Raw genomic sequence first — 23,173 nt, 5'->3', positions numbered from 1 at the left:
GGTCAGACCGCGCCTTCGATGGGCTCGGCGTTGAGGAGACCCTCGGAGACCTCGCGGAGCGCGATCGACAGGGGCTTCTCCTGCGCGTGGGTCTCGACCAGGGGGCCGACGTACTCCAGCAGGCCCTCGCCGAGCTGGGAGTAGTAGGCGTTGATCTGGCGGGCGCGCTTGGCACCCATGATGACCAGCGAGTACTTGCTGTCGACGATGTCGAGCAGCGAGTCGATCGAGGGGTTGGTGATGCCCTCGGTCGTCGGGGCAATGCCTGCCACGTTGTCAGACCTCTCGTCGGAATGCTATGCGGTCATCAAGGCTATCAGCCTGTGGCATACGTCCTGGACGTTCGTGTTCACCAGCGTGGTATCGAACTCCTTCTCGGCCGCCATCTCGATCCGTCCGGCCTCCAGGCGGCGAGCGATGACGTCCTCGGGTTCGGTGCCGCGTCCCCGCAGCCGCTTCTCCAGCTCCTCCCACGTCGGGGGGGCCAGGAAGACCAGCAGCGCCTCCGGCATGCTCTCACGCACCTGCCGGGCGCCCTGGAGGTCGATCTCCAGCAGTGTGGGCACACCCGCCGCGATCTTGTCGAGGACGGCCTTTCTCGGCGTGCCGTACCTGTTGCCCGCGAACTCGGCCCACTCCAGCAGCTCGCCGGCCGCGATGAGCCGGTCGAACTCGTCGTTGTCGGCGAAGAAGTACTCCACCCCGTGGGTCTCGCCGGGGCGGGGCTTCCTGGTGGTCACCGAGACCGACAGCCACACCTCGGGGTGTGCCCGCCGGAGCTCGGCGACGACCGTGGACTTGCCGACGCCTGACGGCCCGGAAAGGACCGTCAGCCGCCTGGTGGCGCCGCGCTGGCGCGCGTCGCCACCTGGGGGAACGAAACCTCCACGATCCGTGCCTTCACCTTCGGACCAGGACCTGTCGGTCACCTCGTACCCCCGTCGAACCCGCGATTTCGTGTGGTACCGAGGTTAGCCCTCGTTGCCACCGAACTCGCGCTCGAGGGCAGCCCTCTGGTTCGCGCCGAGACCCCGCACGCGGCGGGACTCGGCGATAGCGTGCCGCTCCATCAACTGCTTGGCGCGGACCTTGCCCACGCCGGGGAGCGACTCCAACAGAGCCGACACCTTCATCTTGCCGATGACGTCGTCGGTCTGCCCATCCTTGAGCACCTCAGCCAGAGAAACCGCGCCGTGCTTGAGACGGTTCTTGACCTCGGCACGCTCTTTACGGGCCTTGGCAGCCTTCTCAAGGGCTGCGGCGCGCTGCTCAGGGGTCAGGGGAGGAAGAGCCACGCCGGGTCACCTCGAATTTCTTTGCGATGTACTCGGACGGCAAGGGAAACTAGCTGGTCAAGACGTCGTTAGCAACGTCAAGCGCCGTTTCTCTCACCATAAAGTCCACTTCTTCACTCTGTGAAGTCACACCGCTACACCGTGCTGATCAAAATGCCCCTACTTCGCGCTTTTCAGCGTTCGTCAACCGGGTCGCCGCGAATGCGATCATGATCACAGAAGCCGGTCCCGACACCCCTTCCTGACCCGTCCTTTACGGACAGCCGAAGACCCGATTCGGCGGCCCTGCCGGGGTTTCGGACACCTCGCGCCCCTCGCGTCGATCGCCCGGTGAAGGCTCGCGTCAGGACGCGGCCGGCCAGGCTGTCGGGACGGGGGCGCCAGCAGGGCCGGACGGGCCTTCTGCGAGCGATGTGACGGACGGGACGGACGTGGACTTGACCCAGGCGGCCGTTCCAGAGATGATCATGACCGTCGGAGCGACGCGGCGATCGAGGCCGCCGTGGCGCCGGGGTCGGCCGAGCCGGTGATCGGGCGGCCGATGACGAGCAGGTCGGCACCGTCGGCCAGCGCCTGCTCGGGCGTGGCCACCCGCGCCTGGTCCTGGCTGTCGGCGCCGGCGGGCCGTACACCCGGGGTGATCAGCGTGATGTCCGGCCCCACGGCCGCGCGCACGCCGGCGACCTCGTGCGGGGAGCACACCAGCGCCTTGGCGCCCGCCTCCACCGCCATCACCGACAGGCGGCGCACCGCGTCCTCGGGCGAGCCGGCGATCCCGATCGCGGCGAGGTCCGCGGCCGACAGCGAGGTGAGCACGGTGACCGCCGCGATCTCGGTGTGCGGGGCGGCCTCCACGGCCGCCTGGATCATCGCGGGGCCGCCGGCGGCGTGCACGGTCAGGATGGCGGGCTTGAGCCGCGCCACGGCCCTTGTGGCCCCGGCCACGGTGTTGGGGATGTCGTGGAGCTTGAGGTCGAGGAAGACCCGTACGCCGCTGGCCCCCTGCACCGAGGCGATCACGTCGGGTCCGTAGCGCAGGTAGAGCTCGAGGCCCACCTTGACGGTGCTGACATGGGGGGTCACCAGCGAAGCCCAGCGGGCCGCGGTCTCCAGGTCGGGTGCGTCCAGGGCGACGGCGATGGGTGCGGGCGTCACAGCGAACTCTCCTCGGAGTCGACGAGCAGGTGCCGGGCGGCGCTGCCCGGTGGCCGGTGTGCCAGGCCGACGGCGTCGGCCAGGCGGTGGAATCCCCTGGCCGCCAGCAGCTCCTCGAGCTCGCGCTCGATGCGCAGGCAGGCGTAGGGGTCGTGGAACAGCGCCGTGCCCACCCCGACCACGCAGGCGCCTGCGAGGACGAGCTGGAGGGCGTCGTGGCCGCTGGCCACGCCACCGACGCCGATGATGGGCACGCCGGGGATGGCGGCGTGGACCTGCCACACGCACCGTACGGCGAGCGGCAGGATCGCCGGACCGGACAGCCCTCCGGTGCCGGCGGCGAGGGACGGCTTGAGCGCGTCGATGTCGATGGCCATGCCGAGCGGGTTGTTGATCATGGAGAGCGCGTCGGCCCCCGCGTCGACGCACGCGCGGGCGACCGCGACGACGTCGGCCACGTCCGGCGAGAGCTTGGCCACCACCGGCACGTCGTAGCGCATGACCGAGCGCACCGAGGCGATCACCTCGGCGGCGGCGCCGCCGTCGCGGGCGAAGACCCGGCCGCGGTCCTCGATGTTGGGACAGGCGAGGTTGACCTCGATCGCGGTCACGCCGGGCGCGTCGGTGAGCCGGCGGGCCAGCGCCGCGTACTCGGCCACGGTGCCGCCGCCGATCGAGACGACGGTCTTGATGCCGCGCTGGGCCAGCCACGGCAGCTCTCGTTCGAGGAAGGCGTCGATGCCCGGCCCCTGCAGGCCGACGGCGTTGAGCATGCCCGAGGGCGTCTCGGCCATCCGCGGGGTGGGCCTGCCCGCCCGCGGGGCCATCGTGATCGACCGGGTGACCAGCGCGCCGAGACGGTGCAGGTCGAAGAACTGGGCCAGCTCCCTGCCCGAGCCCGCGCAGCCCGCCGCGGTCGTGACCGGGTTGGCGAGCTCGACGTGGGCCAGGAAGGTCCGCATGTCAACCGACATGACGCGCTCCACCGCCGGGGGCGCCGAGCGCGTCGAACGGGATCGTTCCCACGTCCTCGAACCGCACGCGTTCGCCTCTGAACACAGGACCCTCCGCGCAGGCGCGCACCATCCTGGTGGCGCCGTCGTCGCCGATGACGGGCAGCACGCAGGTCATGCAGATCCCGATGCCGCAGGCCATGGCCTCCTCGACCGCCACCTGGACGGGGATGTCGAACTCGATGGCGACCGCGGTGACCTGGCGCAGCGTCGCCATCGGCCCGCAGGCGTAGATGGCGTCGGCGCGCGTGTCGGCGATCACGGACGGCAGCACGTCGGTCACCTTGCCGCGCAGGCCCAGCGAGCCGTCCTCGGTGGTGAGGGTGGTGGTCTCGGCCATCCTGCGGGCCCGCATCGCGCCGAACACCCGGTCGGCCGAGGCCGCGCCGAGCACGAAGTCGATGCGGCAGCCGCGTTCCATCAGCGCGTCGGCCAGCGGGAACAGCGGCGCCGCGCCGTACTCGTCGCCGACCAGCACGCAGACGGCGGGGTCGCGGGGCAGCGGAAAGGGCCGCCCCAGCGGCCCCACCAGGTCGAGCGTGTCACGGGCGCGCCGCTCGGCCAGCCACGACGTGCCGGGGCCGGTGGCGGTGAAGACGAGCTCCACCGTGCCGCCGTAGTCGGGGCTGACGTCGTGGATGGACAGCGCGCGTCTGGTCACCATCGAGGTGCGCGGCCCCCCGACGGCGACCGAGACGAAGTGGCCGGGACGGAACCGCTCGGCGACGCCGGGCGCCACCACGGTCAGCGCATGGTAGGCGTCGACCCGGCGCGTGGTCAGCACCGTGCCAGTCACCTGCACCGGAGTCCCGGCCAGACCTGATCACCCCCGCAGGGCTCGTGCGTGTTCCTGAAGGGACCGTACGCCCACATCGCCCCGCACGTTGGCCTGGATGCCCGCGGCGGCCGCGGCGAGCCCCTGGACCGTCGTGATGCACGGGATGCCGCGCAGCACGGCGGCGGTGCGGATGTCGTAGCCGTCGAGGCGCGGCCCCGACTGCCCGGGGCTGCCGAACGGCGTGTTGACGATCAGGTCCACCTCACCGTCCAGGATGCGCTGCACGATCGTCGGCTCACCGTCGGGTCCCGTCCCCTCGCTCTGCTTTCGCACGATCTTGGCATGGACTCCGTTACGGCGCAGCACCTCGGCGGTGCCCTCCGTGGCCAGAATCTCGAAGCCGAGGTCGGCGAGGGCGCGCACCGGGAAGATCATCGAGCGCTTGTCCCTGTTGGCGACGGAGACGAACGCGCGGCCCTTGGTGGGCAGCTCGCCGTAGGCTCCGGCCTGCGACTTGGCGTAGGCGATGCCGAAGAACTCGTCGATGCCCATGACCTCGCCCGTCGAGCGCATCTCGGGGCCGAGCACGGTGTCGACGCCGCGGAAGCGGTTGAACGGGAGCACGGCCTCCTTGACCGCGATGGAGGCGTCGAGCGGCAGCGTGCCGCCGTCGCCGTGCTCGGGCAGCATGCCCTCGGCCCGCAGCTCGGCGACGGTCGCGCCCATCATGACGCGGGCCGCCGCCTTCGCCAGCGGCACCGCCGTCGCCTTGGAGACGAACGGCACGGTACGGCTGGCGCGCGGGTTGGCCTCCAGGACGTACAGGACGCCCGCTGACATGGCGTACTGCACGTTGAGCAGGCCGCGGACGCCGACGCCCCTGGCGATGCCCTCGGTGGCGGCGCGGATGCGCTTGATGTCGTTGCCGCCGAGCGTGATGGGCGGCAGCGCGCACGCCGAGTCGCCCGAGTGGATCCCGGCCTCCTCGATGTGCTCCATGACGCCGCCGAGGTAGAGCTCCTCGCCGTCGAACAGCGCGTCGACGTCGATCTCGATGGCCTCGTCGAGGAACTTGTCGATCAGCACGGGGTGGCCGCCCTCCTGGGCCGCCATGTAGGTGCTGAGCGTCTCGTCGTCGTAGACGATGGCCATGCCGGCGCCGCCCAGCACGTAGGACGGCCGCACGAGCACCGGGTAGCCGATCTCCTCGGCGATCTCCAGCGCCTCGGCGACGGTCAGTGCGGTGCCGTGCTTGGGGGCGGGCAGCCCCGCCTCGGCCAGCACGCGGCCGAAGGCGCCGCGCTCCTCGGCCAGGTGGATCGACTCCGGCGAGGTGCCGACGACGGGCACGCCCGCGTCCTTCAGCGCCTGCGCCAGGCCCAGCGGCGTCTGGCCGCCGAGCTGGACGATCACGCCGGCCACCGGGCCGGTCTGCTGCTCGGCGTGGACGACCTCGAGGACGTCCTCCAGCGTGAGCGGCTCGAAGTAGAGCCGGTCGGAGGTGTCGTAGTCGGTCGAGACGGTCTCGGGGTTGCAGTTGACCATGACGGTCTCGAACCCGGCCCTGGACAGCTCGAAGGAGGCGTGCACGCACGCGTAGTCGAACTCGATGCCCTGGCCGATGCGGTTGGGCCCGCTGCCCAGGATGAGGACCTTGGGCCGCTCGCCGTAGGGGACCTCGCTCTCCTCGTCGTAGGTCGAGTAGAGGTAGGGCGTCCTGGCGGCGAACTCGGCGGCGCAGGTGTCGACGGTGTTGTAGACCGGGCGCAGGCCGAGGGCGTGGCGCAGGTCGCGCACGCGCGACTCGTCCATGCCGCGGATCTCGCCGATCTGGGCGTCGGAGAAGCCGTGGTGCTTGGCCTGCTCCAGCACCTGCCTGGACAGCTCGGGGGCCTCGGCGAGAGCGCGGGCCTCCTCGTCCAGCAGCATGAGCTGGTCGATGAACCACGGGTCGACGTTGGTGGCCTCGAACAGCTCCTCGGCCGTCGCGCCCGCCCTGATGGCCTGCTGCATGGTGCGCAGCCTGCCGTCGTGGGGCGTGCGGCAGTCGTCGAGCAGCTCCTGCTTCGAGGCGAGGTGGCCGGCCCAGGAGAACGACGAGCCCTTCTTCTCCAGCGAGCGCAGCGCCTTCTGCAGCGCCTCGGGGAAGGAGCGGCCGATCGCCATGGCCTCGCCCACCGACTTCATGTGCGTGGTGAGCGTCTGGTCGGCGCCGCGGAACTTCTCGAAGGCGAACCTCGGCACCTTGACCACGATGTAGTCGAGGGTCGGCTCGAAGGAGGCCGGGGTCTCCTTGGTGATGTCGTTGGGGATCTCGTCGAGCGTGTAGCCGATCGCCAGCTTGGCGGCGATCTTGGCGATCGGGAAGCCCGTCGCCTTGGAGGCCAGCGCCGACGACCGCGACACGCGCGGGTTCATCTCGATGACGATCATGCGGCCGGTACGCGGGTTGACCGCGAACTGGATGTTGCAGCCGCCGGTGTCGACGCCCACCTCGCGGATGACCGCGATCGCGACGTCGCGCATGTTCTGGTACTCGCGGTCGGTCAGGGTCAGCGCCGGGGCCACGGTGACGCTGTCGCCGGTGTGGACGCCCATCGGGTCGATGTTCTCGATGGAGCACACGATGACGACGTTGTCGGCCTTGTCGCGCATGACCTCGAGCTCGTACTCCTTCCACCCGAGGATCGACTCCTCGAGGAGCACCTCGGTGGTCGGGCTGGCGTCGAGGCCCGCGCCGGCGATGCGGCGCAGGTCGGCCTCGCCGTAGGCGAAGCCCGAGCCGACGCCGCCCATGGTGAAGGAGGGGCGCACGACCAGCGGGTAGCCGAGCTCGCCGGCGGCGGCCAGGCACTCGTCCATGCTGTGGCAGATGACCGACTTGGCGGACTCGGCGTTGAGGCCGTGCTCGCGGGCGACCTTGGCGACGATCTCCTTGAACCGCTCGCGGTTCTCGCCCGCCTGGATGGCGTCGAAGTCGGCGCCGATCAGCTCGACCTCGTAGCGCTCGAGGACGCCGGCCTCGTGCAGGGCGACCGCGGTGTTGAGCGCCGTCTGCCCGCCCAGGGTGGGCAGCAGCGCGTCGGGCCGCTCCTTGGCGATGATCTTCTCGACGAACTCGGGAGTGATCGGCTCGACGTAGGTGGCGTCGGCGAACTCGGGGTCCGTCATGATCGTGGCGGGGTTGCTGTTGACCAGGATCACCCTGAAGCCCTCGGCGCGCAGCACGCGGCAGGCCTGGGTACCCGAATAGTCGAACTCGCACGCCTGCCCGATGACGATCGGTCCGGAGCCGATGACCAGGATGGACCGGATGTCCTCACGCTTGGGCACGGCTCATGACCTCACAGAATTCATTGAAAAGGTAGGCGGCGTCGTGGGGGCCGGCGGCGGCCTCCGGGTGGTACTGCACGCTGAAGGCGCGCCCGTCGAGCAGGCGCAGGCCCTCCACGCAGCGGTCGTTGAGGTTGACGTGGCTGACCTCGGCGGGCCCGTACGGCGTGTCGAAGGGCCCGTCGAGCGGCGCCTGGACGGCGAAGCCGTGGTTGTGCGCCGAGATCTCCACCTTGCCGGTGCGCACGTCCTGGACCGGCTGGTTGACGCCGCGGTGGCCGTAGCGGAGCTTGTAGGTCGAAAGGCCCAGCGCCCTGCCGAACAGCTGGTTGCCGAAGCAGATGCCGAAGAACGGGATGCCCGCCTCCAGCACCCTGCGCAGGGTGGTGACGTCGGCCGTGGCCGGGTCGCCGGGGCCGTTGGAGAAGAAGACGCCGTCGGGACCGATCGCCTGGATGTCCTCGAAGGTCGCCGTGGCGGGCAGGACGTGCACCTCGCAGCCGCGCTCGGCCATGCGGTGCGGCGTCATGCCCTTGATGCCGAGGTCGACGGCCGCGACGGTGAAGCGCTTGCCGCCGATGGCCTCGACCACGTACGGCTCGGCCGTGGCCACCTCGGCGGCCAGGTCGGCGCCCTCCATGAGGGGCTGCTGCCGTACGCGCTCGACCAGGGCCTCCACCGGCTGCGACGGCGCGCTGAAGATGCCCGCGCGCATCGCGCCGCGCTCGCGCAGGTGGCGGGTCAGCGCCCGGGTGCCGGAGATCGCGATGCCGACGACCCCCTGCTCCTTGAGGTAGTCGTCGAGGGAGCGGGTGGCGCGCCAGTTGGAGACCACGCGGGACGGCTCGCGGACGACGTAGCCCGCGACCCAGACGCGCGAGGACTCGGGGTCCTCGTCGTTGACGCCCGTGTTACCGATGTGCGGGGCGGTCATCGCGACGATCTGGCGGTGGTAGGACGGGTCGGTGAGGGTCTCCTGGTAGCCGGTCATGCCGGTGTTGAAGACCATCTCCCCGAACGTCTCGCCCTGCGCGCCATAGGTGCGCCCGTGGAAGACACGGCCGTCTTCCAGCACGAGAACGGCGTTACTGCTGTGCATATGGTGTCCCTCGCGACGCTCGGTCACGTGACCTTCCCTTCGAGAACGGTTGGCTTGCCGCGCAGGAACGTCGCCAGCACCCGTCCGGGAAGGGTCATGCCCTCGTAGGGGGTGTTGCGGCTCTTGGAGGCGAAGGAGGAGGGGTCCACCTCGGTGCGCGAGGACGGGTCGTAGAGCACGATGTTGGCCGGTGCGCCGACCTCGAGCGGCCGGCCGTGGCCCGAGAGGCGGCCGATGCGCGCCGGGGCCACGGACATGCGCTCGGCCACGCCCGCCCAGTCGAGCAGCCCGGTGTCGACCATGGCCTCCTGGACGACGCTGAGCGCGGTCTCCAGGCCGACCATGCCCATGGCCGCCGCGGCCCACTCGGTCTCCTTGTCCTCGACCGGGTGCGGCGCGTGGTCGGTGGCCACGACGTCGATCGTGCCGTCGGCCAGGGCCGCGCGCAGCGCCTGGACGTCGTGCGCGGTGCGCAGCGGCGGGTTGACCTTGTAGATGGGGTTGTAGGCGCCGTTGGGCGACTCCTCGACGAGGTCGTCGGTGAGCAGCAGGTGGTGGGGGGTCACCTCGGCGGTGACGTTCCAGCCCTTGGACTTGGCCCACCGGATGATCTCCACAGAACCGGCCGTGGAGACGTGGCAGACGTGCAGGCGGGAGCCGACGTGGGCGGCCAGCAGGCAGTCGCGGGCGATGATCGCCTCCTCGGCGACCGCGGGCCAGCCCGCCAGGCCGAGCCTGCCGGAGATGACGCCCTCGTTCATCTGGGCGTCCTTGGTGAGCTTGGGCTCCTGGGCGTGCTGGGCGACGACGCCGTCGAAGGCCTTCACGTACTCCAGCGCCCTGCGCATCAGCACGGCGTCGTCGACGCACTTGCCGTCGTCGGAGAAGACGCGCACGCGGGCGGCGGAGTCGGCCATCGCGCCGAGCTCGGCCAGCTGCCTGCCCTCCAGGCCGACGGTGACGGCGCCGACGGGCTGCACGTCGCAGTGGCCGAACTCCTGGCCGAGGCGCCAGACCTGCTCGACGACGCCCGCCGTGTCGGCGACGGGCATGGTGTTGGCCATGGCGTGGACGGCGGTGTAGCCGCCGCGCGCGGCCGACTGGGTGCCCGTCTGGACGGTCTCGGCGTCCTCGCGGCCCGGCTCGCGCAGGTGGGTGTGGAGGTCGACCAGGCCGGGCAGCGCGATCGCGCCGCGCCCGTCGACGACCCCGTCGACGACCCCGTCGACGCCCTCCGCGGGGGCCGAGCCCGCGGGGCGGACCTCCGCGATGAGGCCGTCGACGACGGCGATGTCGACCGGCTCGCCGCCGAGGATGCGAACGTTCTTGATCAGCATCAGATCTCTCCCCCGAGCAGCAGGTACAGGACGGCCATGCGGATGGTCACGCCGTTGGCGACCTGCTCGACGATCGTCGAGCGCGGCGAGTCGGCCACCTCGGCCGCGATCTCCATGCCCCGGTTCATCGGCCCTGGGTGCATGACGATCGCCTCGTCGGGCATCTTCGCGAACCTGTCGCGGTCGAGCCCGTAGCGGCGGGAGTACTCGCGCTCGCTGGGGAAGTAGGCGGCGTTCATCCGCTCCTTCTGCACGCGGAGCATCATGACGACGTCGGACTTGGGCAGCACGGCGTCGAGGTCGTAGGAGACCTCGCACGGCCAGGTGCCGACGGAGACCGGCAGCAGCGTCGGCGGCGCGACCAGGGTCACGTCGGCGCCCAGCGTGGCCAGCAGCAGCACGTTGGAGCGGGCGACCCTGCTGTGCAGGACGTCGCCGACGATGGTGACCTTGCGCCCTTCGAGCGAGCCGAGGCGGCGGCGCATCGAGAAGGCGTCGAGCAGCGCCTGGGTGGGGTGCTCGTGGGTGCCGTCGCCTGCGTTGACGACGCTGCCGCGCACCCAGTTGGCCAGGCGGTGCGGCGCGCCGGAGGCGCCGTGGCGGATGACGACGGCGTCGGCGCCCATCGCCTCCAGGGTCAGCGCGGTGTCCTTGAGCGACTCGCCCTTGGAGACGCTGGAGCCCTTGGCGGAGAAGTTGATGACGTCGGCCGACAGCCGCTTGGCGGCGGCCTCGAAGGAGATGCGGGTGCGGGTGGAGTCCTCGAAGAAGAGGTTGACCACCGTGCGCCCGCGCAGGGTCGGGAGCTTCTTGATGGATCGTTCCGAGACGCGGGCCAGTTCCTCGGCGGTGTCGAGGATCAGCAGCGCGTCGTCCTTGGTCAGGTCGGCCGCCGAGATGAGATGCCTGTTCACTTGATCAACTCCACTGCGTCGCGCCCGTCGGTCTCCTCCAGGTAGACCTTGACCTTCTCGCTCTTGGCGGTCGGGAGGTTCTTGCCCACGTAGTCGGCCCTGATGGGCAGCTCGCGATGGCCCCTGTCGACCAGGATGGCCAGCTGGACGGCCGTGGGCCTGCCGAGGTCGTTGAGCGCGTCGAGCGCGGCGCGGACCGAGCGGCCGGAGTAGAGCACGTCGTCGACCAGCACGACGAGCCTGCCGTCGATGCCGTCGGCGGGCAGGTCGGTACGGCCGAGCGGGCGCGCGGGCCGGAGCCTGAGGTCGTCGCGGTACATCGTGATGTCGATCGAGCCGACGGGGACCTTCACGCCCTCGAACTGCTCGATGCGCTCGGCGAGCCGGCCGGCCAGAGTGGCGCCACGGGTGGGGATGCCGAGCAGGACGACGCCGTCGGCGCCCTTGGTGCGCTCGAGGATCTCGTGCGCGATGCGGGTCAGCGCCCGGTGGATGTCCGGGCCTTCGAGAACGGCCCTGGGTTCGGACATGGTGAAGCTCACCGCCTTTCCCGCCTCACGGGACGGGGTTAAAAGGGTGTTGGGTCGCAGCCACATTACCAGCAGCTACCAGCCACGACGGGCAGGGGGTGATACGACGGTTACGCTGGTGTCTCACGTGACGTAGTCGGGCGGCGTCGGGGGGTTACGTTGGGGGCGCAACTACGCCGGATCCGTCAGCGGATCAGGTCGGTCAGATCGACGGCGAAGATCACCCGCGCGCAGGAGCTGATCGCCTCCTCACGCGTGGGCAAGGCGCGTGACCGCGCCACGGACGCCGAGCCGTACAGCAGGGAGATCTCGCGGGCGGTGTCGGCGCTGGTCAGCCATCGCATGCGGATGAACCACGCGCTGCTGAACACGCGGCCCGACACCTCGCGGGTGGCGGTGCTGCTGATGACGAGCGACAGGGGTTTCGCGGGCGCCTACAACCAGAACGTGCTCCGTCACGCGCGGGCGCTGGCCACCCTGCTGGAGGGCCAGGGCAAGGAGATCATCCCCTTCGTCACCGGGCGCAAGGGCGTCGACTGGTTCAGCTTCCGCAACAGGGAGGTGCGCGGGAAGTGGGTCGGAGTGTCGGGACAGCCCGACTACGCGACGGCCGCGGAGATCGGACGGACGCTGATCGAGGCCTTCGACATGCCCACGCGGGACGGCGGGGTCGGCGAGGTGCACGTGGTGTACACGCACTTCGCCTCGATGCTGACCCAGCAGACGACCGTGCACCGGATCCTGCCGATGGTCCTGGAGGAGGTGGAGGAGCGGGACGAGGACCGGGCCGCGGACGTGCTGCCCAAGGCGCCCTACGAGTTCGATCCCACGCCTGAGGCGGTGCTCGACGAGATGCTGCAGAAGTACGTCCGCTCCAGGATCTGGTACATGATGCTCGACTCGGCGGCCGCAGAGTGGGCGGCCAGGCGCACGGCGATGACGGCGGCGACCGAGAACGCCCTGGAGCTGGTCGAGCGGCTGACCAGGGAGGCCAACGAGGCCAGGCAGGCCGAGATCACCACTGAGCTCAACGAGATCGTCGGCGGGGTCGAGGCGCTCAAGCACCATTGAACAATTTGGAAAATCCGGACAAAAGAGATAAAACCTCCTCCAAGTCTTTCTCGGGGAGGTCGCGGAATGTCCTTGTCCGCACGCGAGCGCAAGATTCTCGACGCCATCGCCCGCCAGCTCGCCACTGAGGAGCCCGCGCTGGTCCGCGGCTTCGCCGAACACGGCCGCGGGCCGGTGACCGCCGAGCGCATCAACGGGCGCTGGGAGGCGTGGCCCGTGGCTCTGATCGCGGTCTGCATGGCGGTCTTCGCCGTCGTGCTGCTCGTGTCCGGCAACCCCCGCAGCTGAGCCCCTCCGGCGCGCCCGCCCGCTCTCTCATGAACAAGAGAAGATGGTTGAGCTGGGCGTTTTAGCGTACTCACCGACGGGGACGCCCCGAATGTCACATGACGTCCGGGGTATCCGCGTTGGGGGGCGCAATGGGAGAGCCACGGCCGCCTGAAGGCGGAGGCGTCGGCACTGTCGAGACCGAGCTGACGGGCGTCACCGAAGGCCCGCAACGCAGTCTCGGCCTCGGCGCGGCCATCGCCCTGGTGATCGGCAACGTCGTCGGCACCGGCATCTTCCTGCTCCCCGCCTCGCTGGCCGCCTTCGGCACCGTCAGCATCGTGGCGATGGGCCTGGTCACCCTCGGGGCCATCGCGATGGCGATCGTCTTCGGCAGGCTGGGCGCGCGCATACCGGCCGGCGGCGGCCCCTACGCCTACGCGCGCAACGCCTTCGGCGAGTTCGTCGGCTTCTGGAACGCGTGGTCGTTCTGGCTGACCGCGTGGATCGGCAACGCCGCCATCGCGGTCGCGTGGGTCGGGTACGTGCAGTACTTCGCGCAGCAGGTCTTCGGCCTCAACTGGACGGGCACGACCGCGGCGATCGTCATCGCGCTGGTGGGGCTGTGGATCCCCGCGGTGGTCAACCTGATGGGCCCCAAGAACATGGCCGCCTTCCAGCTCGTCACCACGGTGCTGAAGTTCGCGCCGCTGCTGTTCGTCTCGCTGGTCGGCCTTTTCTTCATCCAGGGCGGCAACTTCGGGCCGTTCAACGCCACGGAGGGCAACGTCGTCGCCGCCATCTCCCTCGCCGGCGCGGTGGCGTTGTTCATCTACTCGGGCGTGGAGAGCGTCTCCATCGCCGCGGAGAAGATCAAGGACCCGATGCGCAACATCGGGCGCGCCAGCGTCATCGGCGTGCTGGCCTGCGCCGTGCTCTACATGCTGAGCACCGTCGCGGTCATGGGCACCGTGCCGTACGCCGAGCTCGTGAAGTCGTCGGCGCCGTTCGCCGACGCGATCAACAACATGTTCGGCGGCACCGGGGGCGGCATCGCGATGGCCGCCTGCGCCATCTTCTCCGGCATCGGCGCCCTCAACGGCTGGACCATGCTGGTGGCCGAGATGCCCAAGGCCGCGGCCCAGGACGGCATGTTCCCGCCGCTGTTCGCCAGGGAGTCGCCGCGCGGGGCGCCCATCCCCGGCATCCTGATCGGCACCGTCCTGACATCGGGCATGCTGCTGGTCGCCTACTCGTCGGAGAACGCCTTCAACACCATCGTGCTGCTGGCCTCCTTCACCACCGTCATCCCCTACTTCTTCTCCGCCTGCGCCCAGCTGTTCTGGCTGGTGACGGGTGAACGCCAGGTCAACAGGGGACGGCTGGGCCGCGACCTCGTCATCAGCGTCGTCGCGCTGCTGTTCGCGTTCTGGATGGCCTACGGATCAGGCCCCGAGGCGGTGCTCGGCGGAACGCTGATGCTCCTGGTGGGCGTGCCGGTCTACATCTGGGTGAAGGCCAAGCGCGGCGAGTACGGCCCGCTGGTCTAGGAAAGGAATACCTGTTATGACCTTTCATGTCGATTCCGAGGTAGGCAGGCTCCACCAGGTTCTGCTGCACAAGCCCGAACTGGCGCTGAAGCGGCTCACCCCCACGAACAAGGACGACTTCCTCTTCGACGACGTGCTGTGGGTGCAGCGCGCGGTGGAGGAGCACGAGGAGTTCCAGCAGACGCTGCGCGACCAGGGCATCACCGTCCACATGCTGGCCGACCTGCTGCGCGAGACCCTCGACATCCCCGAGGCGCGCAAGCACATCCTCGACCACGTCGTCGACGAGCGCTGGCACGGGCCGCTGGCCACCGACGCCATCCGCAACACCCTCGACTCGCTGCCGTCGAAGGACCTGCAGCAGGCCCTGACCGGCGGCATCACCAAGTCGGAGATCATGGAGCGCGGGGCCGACCCGAAGAGCGTCGCCTTCCACGTGCTCGGCGGGAACGACTTCGTCCTTCCGCCGCTGCCCAACCACCTGTTCACGCGTGACACCTCGTGCTGGATCTACAACGGGGTGTCCATCAACGCGATGAGGAAGAAGGCCAGGCAGGCCGAGACGGTCAACTTCGAGGCCATCTACACCTACCACCCGATGTTCACCTCGGAGGCGGGCCGCTTCCAGGTGTGGATGCCGGGCACCAAGGTCGCGCCCGCCACCATCGAGGGCGGCGACGTCCTGATCATCGGGCGGGGCGCCGTGCTGATCGGGATGAGCGAGCGCACCCAGCCGCAGGCGGTCGAGATGCTCGCCCGCCACCTGTTCGCCACGGGCGGGGCCAAGAAGATCGTCGCGCTGGACATGCCGAAGGCGCGCGCGTTCATGCACCTCGACACGGTCATGACCAACGTGGACGTGGGCGTGTTCACCAAGTACGCCGGCCTCGGCATGCTGCCGTCCTACACGATCGAGCCGGGCGACACCGAGAAGGAGCTGAAGGTCACCGACCACCCGGCCGAGGACATGCACAAGGCGATCGCCCAGGCGCTCGACCTCGACGACATCAAGATCCTCACCGCGACCCAGGACGTCAACGCCGCCGAGCGCGAGCAGTGGGACGACGGGTGCAACGTGCTGGCCATCGCGCCGGGGGTGGTGGTCGCCTACGAGCGCAACACCACCACCAACAACTACCTGCGCGACAACGGCATCGAGGTCATCACCATCCGCGGCAGCGAGCTGGGCCGCGGCCGGGGCGGGCCGCGCTGCATGAGCTGCCCGCTGGAGAGGGACGGCATCTGACCATGGGCTTCAACCTTCGCAACCGCAGCTTTCTGAAGGAGCTCGACTTCACGCCCGCGGAGTTCGGCTTCCTGCTCACCTTGTCCGCCGAACTCAAGCAGGCCAAGTACGCCGGCACCGAGCAGCGGCGGCTCACCGGCAAGAACATCGCGCTGATCTTCGAGAAGACCTCGACCAGGACCCGTTGCGCGTTCGAGGTGGCCGCCCACGATCAGGGCGCGCACGTGACCTACCTCGACCCCTCGGGTTCGCAGATGGGGCACAAGGAGTCGGTCAAGGACACCGCGCGCGTGCTGGGCCGGATGTTCGACGGCATCGAGTACCGGGGTTCCAAGCAGGAGCACGTCGAGGACCTGGCCGCCTACTCGGGCGTCCCGGTCTGGAACGGCCTGACCGACGAGTGGCACCCCACGCAGATGCTGGCCGACATGCTCACCATGCGCGAGCACACCGACAAGCCGCTGCGCCAGGTCTCCTTCGCCTACCTCGGCGACGCCCGCAACAACATGGGCAACTCGCTGCTGGTCACGGGGGCGATGTTCGGCATGGACGTGCGCCTGGTGGCGCCCAGGTCGCTGCAGCCCGACCCGACGATGGTCGTCAAGCCGGCCACGGACCTGGCCAGGCAGACCGGCGCCACCCTGACCATCACCGAGGACGTGGCCACGGGCGTCGAGGGCGTCGACTTCCTCTACACCGACGTCTGGGTCTCGATGGGCGAGCCCAAGAGGGTGTGGGACGAGCGGGTCAGGCTGCTCAAGCCGTACCAGATCAACGACGAGGTGGTGGAGGCGACGGGGAACGACGGCGTGAAGGTCATGCACTGCCTGCCCGCCTTCCACAACAGGGAGACCAGGGTCGGCGAGGACATCTACGAGAAGACGGGACTCGACGCCCTGGAGATCACCGAGAGCGTCTTCGAGTCGCCCCGCTCGATCGTCTTCGACCAGGCCGAGAACCGCCTGCACACGATCAAGGCCATCATGGTCGCCACCCTGGGGAGCTGACATGAAGGTCCTGGTGGCGCTGGGGGGAAACGCGGTCCTGCGGCGCGGCGAGCGGCAGGACGACCACGTCCAGCGGGCGAACCTGGCCGCGGCGATCAGGCCGCTGGCCAAGGTCGCCGAGCGGCATGAGCTGATCATCACGCACGGGAACGGTCCACAGGTGGGCATGCTGGCCCTGGAGAGCGCCGCCGACCCCAAGCTGACCAAGCCCTACCCGTTCGACACGCTGGTCGCCGAGACTCAGGGCATGATCGGCTACTGGATGCTCCAGGCGCTCCAGAACGGCCTGCCGGGCCGGCAGGTGATCTCGATCATCACCCAGACCCTGGTCTCGGCCGTCGACCCGGCCTTCCAGAACCCGACCAAGTTCGTCGGGCCGGTCTACGACCAGGCGGAGGCCGAGAAACTGGCCGAGGAGAACGGCTGGGTGGTCAAGCCCGACGGCCAGTACTGGCGCCGCGTGGTGCCCTCGCCCAAACCGCAGCGTGTGGTCGAGACGCGGCTGATCCGCGGACTGATGCGGGACGGCGTCATCGTCGTGGGCGCCGGGGGTGGCGGCGTGCCCGTCATCCGCGACGAGAACGGCCGGCTGACGGGCGTCGAGGCCGTCATCGACAAGGACCTGACGGGCTCGCTGCTCGCCGAGGCCCTGGAGTGCGACGCCTTCCTCATCCTCACCGACGTGGAGCGCGTCATGCGCGACTTCGGTACCCCCCAGCAGACCGAGATCGGCCACACGACGCCGCACGAGCTACGCGCGATCGACTTCCCCGCGGGGTCCATGGGCCCCAAGGTGGAGGCGGTCTGCAGGTTCGTGGAGACGACCGGCGACATGGCGGCCATCGGGCGGCTGGATCAGGCCTTGGAGATCCTGGACGGCAAGGCGGGCACCATCATCACGCCCAACGCCACCTGGCCGCTGTCCAGCACGTTGTAGGGAGGTGCCCGTGGCGCTGGCCGAGCGGCTGTTCCGCACCAAGCCCACCGACCAGATCGTGGCGGAGGGCGGTCATGGGGAGGGCGGCGACCTGCGCCGCACCATGTCTTTGTGGCAGCTGACGCTGTTCAGCGTCGGCGCCACGCTGGGGACGGGGATCTTCGTCATCCTCGGGCAGGCGGTGCCGAAGGCGGGGCCCGCGGTGGTGCTGTCCTTCGTGCTGGCCGCCGTCACCGCGCTGTTCTCCGCGCTGTCCTATGCCGAGCTGGCCGGGACCATCCCGGTGTCCGGGTCGTCCTACTCCTACGCCTACGCCACGCTCGGCGAGCTCGTGGCGTGGGTGTGCGGCTGGTGCCTCATGCTCGAGTACGCGGTCTCGGTCGCGGCCGTGGCGGTGGGCTGGGGCGAGTACCTCAACACCTTCTTCGAGAGCACCTTCGGCTTCTCGCTGCCCGACTCGATCACCCACTCCCCCGGCGACCAGGGCGGCGTGATCAACCTCACGGCCATCCTGATCGTCCTGCTGGCCACCTGGCTGCTGCTGCGCGGCACCTCCGAGTCCGCCACCGCGAACACGATCTTCGTCTACATCAAGGTGGCCGTGCTGATCTTCTTCTGCGTGGTCGCCTTCACCGCCTTCAACTCGGCCCACTTCACGCCCTTCGCGCCGCTGGGCGTCGCCGGCATCACGGCCGCGGCCTCCCAGGTGTTCTTCTCCTACATCGGCTTCGACGCCGCCTCCACCGCCGGCGAGGAGGCCAAGAACCCCAAGCGCGACCTGCCCCTGGCGATCCTCCTGTCGCTGAGCATCGTGACCGTGATCTACGTCCTGGTCGCCATCGCCGCCATCGGGGCCATGGCCTGGACCGACTTCGATCCCGAGAGCACCGAGGCCGTCCTCGCCGTCATCGCCAACATGGCCACCGGCTCCACCTGGGCGGGGGCCATCGTCTCCTTCGGCGCGGTCATCTCGATCGCCAGCGTGGTCATCACCGTCCTGTACGGCCAGACCCGCATCCTGTTCGCGATGTCCCGTGACGGGCTGATCCCCAAGATCTTCGAGAAGGTCAACCCGCGCCGCCAGGTGCCCGTCGCCAACACGATCATCGTGAGCCTGTTCGTCACCGTGCTCGCCGGGTTCGTGCCGCTCGGGCAGCTGGCCGAGGCCACCAGCATCGGCACGCTGTTCGCCTTCGCCATCGTCAACGTCGGCGTGCTGGTGCTGCGCCGTACCAGGCCTGACCTGCCGCGCAGCTTCCGCACCCCGCTGTTCCCCGTCACCCCGGTGCTCGGCGTGATCTTCTGCGTGCTGCTCATGTCCGAGCTGGCGGGGGTCACCTGGGTGGCGTTCCTGCTGTGGTCGGCCGCAGGCCTGCTGGCCTACTTCGCGTACGGCTTCAGACATTCGCGGCTCAACACCGGGAGCATCCGATGAAGCCCGAGCACGTCCTGTCCGGCTTCCAGCCCGACTCCCGGGGACATGACGGCCTGACGCTGGCCGTCCTGCTGGCCAGGCAGGCAGGCGCGCGGCTGACGGTCGCCACCATCCAGCCGCCGCCGTGGACCACGCCGGGCCCGGCCAAGGCCGAGGAGAGCGCCTGGCTGGCCTTCCTCAACGAACAGGTCGAGGCGGGCTTCGAGCAGGCCAGGAAACTGGCGGGCGACGAGGCCGAGTACGTCGTCCACTACAACAGGGGCAGCGGGCGGGGCCTCGTGGAGGTGGCGCGGTCCGCGGACGACGACCTCGTGGTGATCGGCTCGGGCCCGCGGGGCCGCAAGGGGAACATCTCCCTCGGCAGCACGGCCGACCAGTTGCTGCACGCCTCTCCGGTGCCGGTGCTGCTGGCCCCCAACGGCTACGCCGAGCAGGCGCCGCGGCGCATCGAGCGGCTGACCGTGGCCTACCGGCGCAGCCCCGGTTGCGACGCGGCCCTCGCCTCCGCCGTGGAGCTGGCCGCCGCCCTGGACGCGCCGCTGCGGCTGGTGACGCTGGTGGTCGGCGCGGGCCGCGCCAAGATCGAGCAGCGGATGCTCGACGGGCTGCGCGCCCAGGCGATGACCGACCTGGAGAAGGCGGCGCGGGGCTGGGAGCCCGAGGCGGCGATCGAGACGCTGGCGGGCAGGAACGTCGCCCAGGCCATGGACGGAACGTCCTGGCTGGACGGCGAGCTGATCATCGTCGCCTCCAGCTCGTCAGGACCGCTGCGGCGGGTCTTCCTCGGTGACACATCGGTCAAGATCATAAGGGTGGCGCCGCGTCCTGTGCTCGTTCTGACCAGACAGCCCGGCGGCTCTCGGCAAACAGTGACGAAGTAGTGTTGGCGCATGGGACAAGAGTGATGTTTGAGGCGGACCATCCCGGACCGGATTCGGCATCTTTTTTCCAATCAGCTTGACCTTAGGCGTCCACAGCTTTACCGTCACTGTCCGTAACCACACCTTGCGGCGTACCGGGGTAAACCCCAGTAGCCCGGCTACCGAAGGTGCCTGTCCGGCACCCACCCCCCGGTGGTCCAGGCAATCGTCGCAAGGGAGGACAATCAACTGAGAGCAGCACATACAACAGCCGGGGGCCACACAATGCCGTCTGAGTACGCCAAGTCGCTGGGTGCACGACTCCGCGCCATCCGCACCCAGCAGGGTTTGTCCCTGCACGGAGTCGAAGAGAAGTCGCGTGGACGCTGGAAGGCCGTCGTCGTGGGTTCCTACGAGCGTGGCGACCGGGCGGTGACGGTGCAGAAGCTTGCCGAACTTGCCGACTTCTACGGCGTGCCGGTCTCGGAGCTGCTGCCGGGGGGTGCAGCGCCCAGCCCTCTCGGGCCGACGCCGAAGCTTGTGATCGACCTGGAGCGTCTGGCGACGCTGCCCAAGGAGAAGGCCGGCGCGCTGGCCCGCTACGCGGCCACCATTCAGAGCCAGCGCGGCGACTACAACGGCAAGGTCCTCTCCATCCGCCAGGAAGACCTGCGCTCGCTTGCCGTGATCTATGACAAGTCGCCCAGTGAGCTGACGGAGGAGCTCATCAGCTGGGGTGTGCTGGACGCGGAGGCCCGCAGGGCCGTCGAGTCCTTCTGACGCTCCCGTAGGCGCGGGCGGGGCGCTTCCCGGTGATCGGAGGCGCCCCTTTCGTCGGTCTCCGGCGGCGCGCCCCGGCCCGAGACCCCCGCACCAGACTCCCCCACCGCCCGTGGTGCCGGTGAAGGAGGGACACATGGCCGTTCAGGTCGCGGTGTGCGGGCCGCGAGAGTGCTCGGCCGCCGACCGGGACAACGCCCGCGAGCTGGGCCGGCTGCTCGCCGAGCGAGGGGCCGTGGTGGTGTGCGGCGGCTACGCGGGGGTCATGGAGGAGGTCGCCGCCGGAGCGCGGGCCGCCGGCGGAACGGTCGTGGGCATCCTGTCGCGCGCCGACCGGGAGGGCGCCAACCCGCACCTGACGATCGTGGTGCCCACCGGCATGGGCGAGGCACGCAACGGCGTCATCGTCAACTGCGGGGACGCGGTCATCGTGGTCGGCGGCTCGTGGGGCACGCTGTCGGAGCTCGCTCTGGCGATGCGCAAGGGGCGGGTGCCCGTCGTGCGGCTCGGTGGCTGGCAGGTGCTCGACGAGCAAGGCCATCCTCTCCCCGGCGTCCGGTACGCCACCAGCCCCGAACACGCACTGGAGCTCACCGGCCTGTGGTCGTGAGAGCGATGGTTCGGCGCCATTCCGGAACCCGTTCGCCCGCCGACGCGTGGTTACCCGCATGAAAGCGAGCGGCAAGCTGTCCTGCCTATAAATCTGCCAATAGAGGCACATATAGGACTTTTTGGACAGATCCATGGACTGGCAGCACGAATGGCTCACGTCGTTCACATCAACCGCGGTGACCTTCGGCGGCATCGTCCTCGGCGGCGCCCTGGCGGTCCCGCTGCTGACCCGCTACACGCGCTGGGGGCGGCAGTTCCGGCTGCTGGCCTTCCCGTACTTCCGGCCCGGCCGCACGTGGGCCAGCCTGCGGCCGTTCCTGGCCATGCTGCTGGTGCTCTGGCTGACGGTCGTCGGGGTGCGCCTGGAAGTGCTCGCCTCCTACGCGACCAACGGCCTGTTCACGTCGTTGCAGGCGATGGACCCGGACATGTTCTGGCTCCATGTCATCGTGTTCGCGGTCCTGGCGGCGATCTACGTCGTCAGCAGCCAGCTCGCCTACCTCATCACGCAGCGGCTGATCATCCACTGGCGAGACTGGCTCAACGACCGCGCGGTCGCCGACTGGCTGGACGGCCGCGCCTACCATCGGGGCAGGTTCGTCGCGACCCCGGTCGACAACCCCGACCAGCGCATCGAGCAGGACATCACGCAGTTCGTCGAGCAGTCCTACGACCTGTCGCTCGACGCCGTCCGCGCCGCCCTGCGGCTGGTGTCGTTCACCGCCGTCCTCTGGACGCTGTCAGGACCGATGACGATCTTCGGGTACGAGGTGCCCAGGGCGATGGTCCTCCTCGCCTACGCCTACGTGATCGGGGCCTCGTTCATGGCCTTCAAAATCGGCCGCCCGCTGATCCAGCTCACCTTCCTGAAAGAGAAGTTGTCCGCTTCCTATCGGTACGCGCTGATGCGCCTGCTGGACAACTCCGAGAACATCGCGTTCTACGGCGGTGAGGAGGTGGAACGGACCACCCTGGCCACCAGGTTCCGCTCGGTCATCGGGAACGCCTGGCAGTACGCCAAACGGTCGTTGCGGCTCCAGGCGTTCAATGGCGCGGTGTCCCAGGCCTCGATCGTGTTCCCGTTCATCATCCAGGCGCCGCGCTTCTTCCACGGGGCGATCTCGCTCGGCGACGTCACCCAGACGGCCGACGCCTTCAGCCAGGTGCACGAAGCGCTGTCCTTCTTCAGGTACTCCTACGAGAGCTTCGCCGCCTACCGGGCGACACTGGACCGGCTCACGGCGCTGACGGACGCCAACAAGGAGTCGCGCGCCCTGTCCGGACCCGCCTTCACCAACCGGCCCGACGCACTGGAGATCGAGGACCTCCAGGTGTGGCGCCCCAACAGCCAGCCGCTGATCGAGAACCTGACCCTGAGCATGAGCCCGGGGCAGGCCCTCCTGGTCAGAGGACCCTCGGGAAGCGGCAAGACCACGTTGCTGCGCAGCCTGGCCAGCCTGTGGCCGCACGCTCACGGCGTCGTCCGCCGCCCCGCGGGGCCTCACACGCTGTTCCTGTCGCAGCAGCCGTACCTGCCCCTGGGCGACCTGCGCACCGCGCTGGCCTACCCCGAGCCCGCGCACCGCATCGGCGAGGAGCAGGCCCGCGAGGCGTTGCGCTCGGTCCAGCTCGGCCACCTGGAGGACCGCCTCGACGACGAGGCGCACTGGGCGCGCACGCTCTCGCCGGGCGAGCAGCAACGGCTCGGGTTCGCCAGGATCCTGCTGACCCGGCCCAGCCTGGCCTTCCTCGACGAGGCGACGTCCGCTGTCGACGAGGGGCTCGAACACACGCTGTACCAGCTGATCCGCGAGCGCCTACCGCGGTGCATGTTCGTCAGCGTGGGCCATCGCCGCACGCTGCACCCCTTCCACACCCACCACCTGCAGTTGCTCGGCGCCGGACGCTGGGGCATGGCCGCGGCGGGTGGATAGCCCTTGCCTGCGCCGGTCAG

At 69.7% G+C, this 23,173-nt stretch carries 22 protein-coding genes; 11 read left to right on the top strand and 11 right to left on the bottom strand.

Translation table 11 applies throughout. The features are described from left to right. Positions 1-2: 2 nt before the first annotated feature. From rpoZ to pyrR, 11 genes are all read right to left on the bottom strand, one after another. On the bottom strand, positions 3-272 hold the full coding sequence (gene rpoZ, locus ABZX22_RS18375; RefSeq protein ID WP_183658975.1) for a DNA-directed RNA polymerase subunit omega: 270 nt from the start codon (positions 270-272) through the stop codon (positions 3-5). 24 nt (positions 273-296) lie between these two features. Then, positions 297-833, bottom strand: coding sequence for a guanylate kinase (gmk, locus tag ABZX22_RS18370; RefSeq protein WP_354910528.1), 537 nt, complete (start codon positions 831-833; stop codon positions 297-299). 138 nt (positions 834-971) lie between these two features. Then, positions 972-1,295 carry an integration host factor, actinobacterial type gene (mihF, locus tag ABZX22_RS18365; protein WP_183658973.1) on the bottom strand — a complete coding sequence of 108 codons (324 nt, stop codon included), beginning with the start codon at positions 1,293-1,295 and terminating at the stop codon, positions 972-974. A gap of 465 nt (positions 1,296-1,760) precedes the next feature. Further along, complete coding sequence (gene pyrF / locus ABZX22_RS18360) at positions 1,761-2,450, bottom strand: orotidine-5'-phosphate decarboxylase (protein ID WP_354910218.1); 690 nt, start codon at positions 2,448-2,450, stop codon at positions 1,761-1,763. Further along, positions 2,447-3,424 carry a dihydroorotate dehydrogenase gene (locus ABZX22_RS18355; protein ID WP_354910215.1) on the bottom strand — a complete coding sequence of 326 codons (978 nt, stop codon included), beginning with the start codon at positions 3,422-3,424 and terminating at the stop codon, positions 2,447-2,449. Before ABZX22_RS18355 ends, pyrF begins: the two co-directional genes overlap by 4 nt. After that, complete coding sequence (locus tag ABZX22_RS18350; RefSeq protein WP_354910212.1) at positions 3,414-4,265, bottom strand: dihydroorotate dehydrogenase electron transfer subunit; 852 nt, start codon at positions 4,263-4,265, stop codon at positions 3,414-3,416. The genes ABZX22_RS18355 and ABZX22_RS18350 overlap by 11 nt, the downstream gene beginning before the upstream one ends. Positions 4,266-4,286: 21 nt before the next feature. After that, positions 4,287-7,574 carry a carbamoyl-phosphate synthase large subunit gene (gene carB / locus ABZX22_RS18345; RefSeq protein WP_354910209.1) on the bottom strand — a complete coding sequence of 1,096 codons (3,288 nt, stop codon included), beginning with the start codon at positions 7,572-7,574 and terminating at the stop codon, positions 4,287-4,289. After that, entirely contained in the window at positions 7,561-8,673 is a 1,113-nt protein-coding gene (gene carA / locus ABZX22_RS18340; RefSeq protein WP_354910207.1) for a glutamine-hydrolyzing carbamoyl-phosphate synthase small subunit, read from the bottom strand. The genes carB and carA overlap by 14 nt, the downstream gene beginning before the upstream one ends. A 23-nt stretch (positions 8,674-8,696) precedes the next feature. Continuing rightward, on the bottom strand, positions 8,697-10,010 hold the full coding sequence (locus tag ABZX22_RS18335) for a dihydroorotase (protein ID WP_354910206.1): 1,314 nt from the start codon (positions 10,008-10,010) through the stop codon (positions 8,697-8,699). Next, complete coding sequence (locus ABZX22_RS18330) at positions 10,010-10,924, bottom strand: aspartate carbamoyltransferase catalytic subunit (protein ID WP_354910204.1); 915 nt, start codon at positions 10,922-10,924, stop codon at positions 10,010-10,012. Before ABZX22_RS18330 ends, ABZX22_RS18335 begins: the two co-directional genes overlap by 1 nt. Further along, positions 10,921-11,454, bottom strand: coding sequence for a bifunctional pyr operon transcriptional regulator/uracil phosphoribosyltransferase PyrR (gene pyrR / locus ABZX22_RS18325; protein ID WP_354910526.1), 534 nt, complete (start codon positions 11,452-11,454; stop codon positions 10,921-10,923). Before pyrR ends, ABZX22_RS18330 begins: the two co-directional genes overlap by 4 nt. Before the next feature lie 159 nt (positions 11,455-11,613). Between pyrR and ABZX22_RS18320 the strand changes: the two genes are divergently transcribed. From ABZX22_RS18320 to ABZX22_RS18270, 11 genes are all read left to right on the top strand, one after another. After that, entirely contained in the window at positions 11,614-12,525 is a 912-nt protein-coding gene (locus tag ABZX22_RS18320) for a F0F1 ATP synthase subunit gamma (protein WP_354910201.1), read from the top strand. 66 nt (positions 12,526-12,591) lie between these two features. Beyond that, complete coding sequence (locus ABZX22_RS18315) at positions 12,592-12,813, top strand: DUF3040 domain-containing protein (protein WP_354910199.1); 222 nt, start codon at positions 12,592-12,594, stop codon at positions 12,811-12,813. Between the two features lie 131 nt (positions 12,814-12,944). Next, positions 12,945-14,342 (top strand): amino acid permease, encoded by a 1,398-nt coding sequence (locus tag ABZX22_RS18310; protein ID WP_354910197.1) that lies wholly within the window; start codon positions 12,945-12,947, stop codon positions 14,340-14,342. Between the two features lie 16 nt (positions 14,343-14,358). Continuing rightward, positions 14,359-15,588, top strand: a complete 1,230-nt coding sequence (locus tag ABZX22_RS18305) for an arginine deiminase (RefSeq protein WP_354910194.1) — start codon at positions 14,359-14,361, stop codon at positions 15,586-15,588. A gap of 2 nt (positions 15,589-15,590) precedes the next feature. Then, positions 15,591-16,595, top strand: a complete 1,005-nt coding sequence (gene argF / locus ABZX22_RS18300) for an ornithine carbamoyltransferase (RefSeq protein ID WP_354910192.1) — start codon at positions 15,591-15,593, stop codon at positions 16,593-16,595. A gap of 1 nt (position 16,596) precedes the next feature. Further along, positions 16,597-17,532: a carbamate kinase gene (gene arcC / locus ABZX22_RS18295; RefSeq protein ID WP_354910190.1), complete on the top strand. Its 936-nt coding sequence runs from the start codon at positions 16,597-16,599 to the stop codon at positions 17,530-17,532. A gap of 10 nt (positions 17,533-17,542) precedes the next feature. Then, on the top strand, positions 17,543-18,967 hold the full coding sequence (locus ABZX22_RS18290) for an amino acid permease (protein ID WP_354910188.1): 1,425 nt from the start codon (positions 17,543-17,545) through the stop codon (positions 18,965-18,967). Continuing rightward, positions 18,964-19,848 (top strand): universal stress protein, encoded by an 885-nt coding sequence (locus ABZX22_RS18285; protein WP_354910185.1) that lies wholly within the window; start codon positions 18,964-18,966, stop codon positions 19,846-19,848. The genes ABZX22_RS18290 and ABZX22_RS18285 overlap by 4 nt, the downstream gene beginning before the upstream one ends. Positions 19,849-20,112: 264 nt before the next feature. Continuing rightward, on the top strand, positions 20,113-20,607 hold the full coding sequence (locus ABZX22_RS18280; RefSeq protein ID WP_026214021.1) for a transcriptional regulator: 495 nt from the start codon (positions 20,113-20,115) through the stop codon (positions 20,605-20,607). 136 nt (positions 20,608-20,743) lie between these two features. Next, on the top strand, positions 20,744-21,217 hold the full coding sequence (locus ABZX22_RS18275) for a TIGR00725 family protein (RefSeq protein WP_354910181.1): 474 nt from the start codon (positions 20,744-20,746) through the stop codon (positions 21,215-21,217). 133 nt (positions 21,218-21,350) lie between these two features. Continuing rightward, positions 21,351-23,153 carry an ABC transporter ATP-binding protein/permease gene (locus tag ABZX22_RS18270; RefSeq protein ID WP_354910179.1) on the top strand — a complete coding sequence of 601 codons (1,803 nt, stop codon included), beginning with the start codon at positions 21,351-21,353 and terminating at the stop codon, positions 23,151-23,153. Positions 23,154-23,173: the final 20 nt, after the last annotated feature.

Origin of the sequence: Nonomuraea sp. NPDC003804 (genome assembly GCF_040610675.1) — a bacterium.
GTDB lineage: Bacteria > Actinomycetota > Actinomycetes > Streptosporangiales > Streptosporangiaceae > Nonomuraea.
The sequence above is the reverse complement of the archived record's forward strand: the minus strand, read 5'-3'. Positions and strand labels throughout refer to the sequence as shown.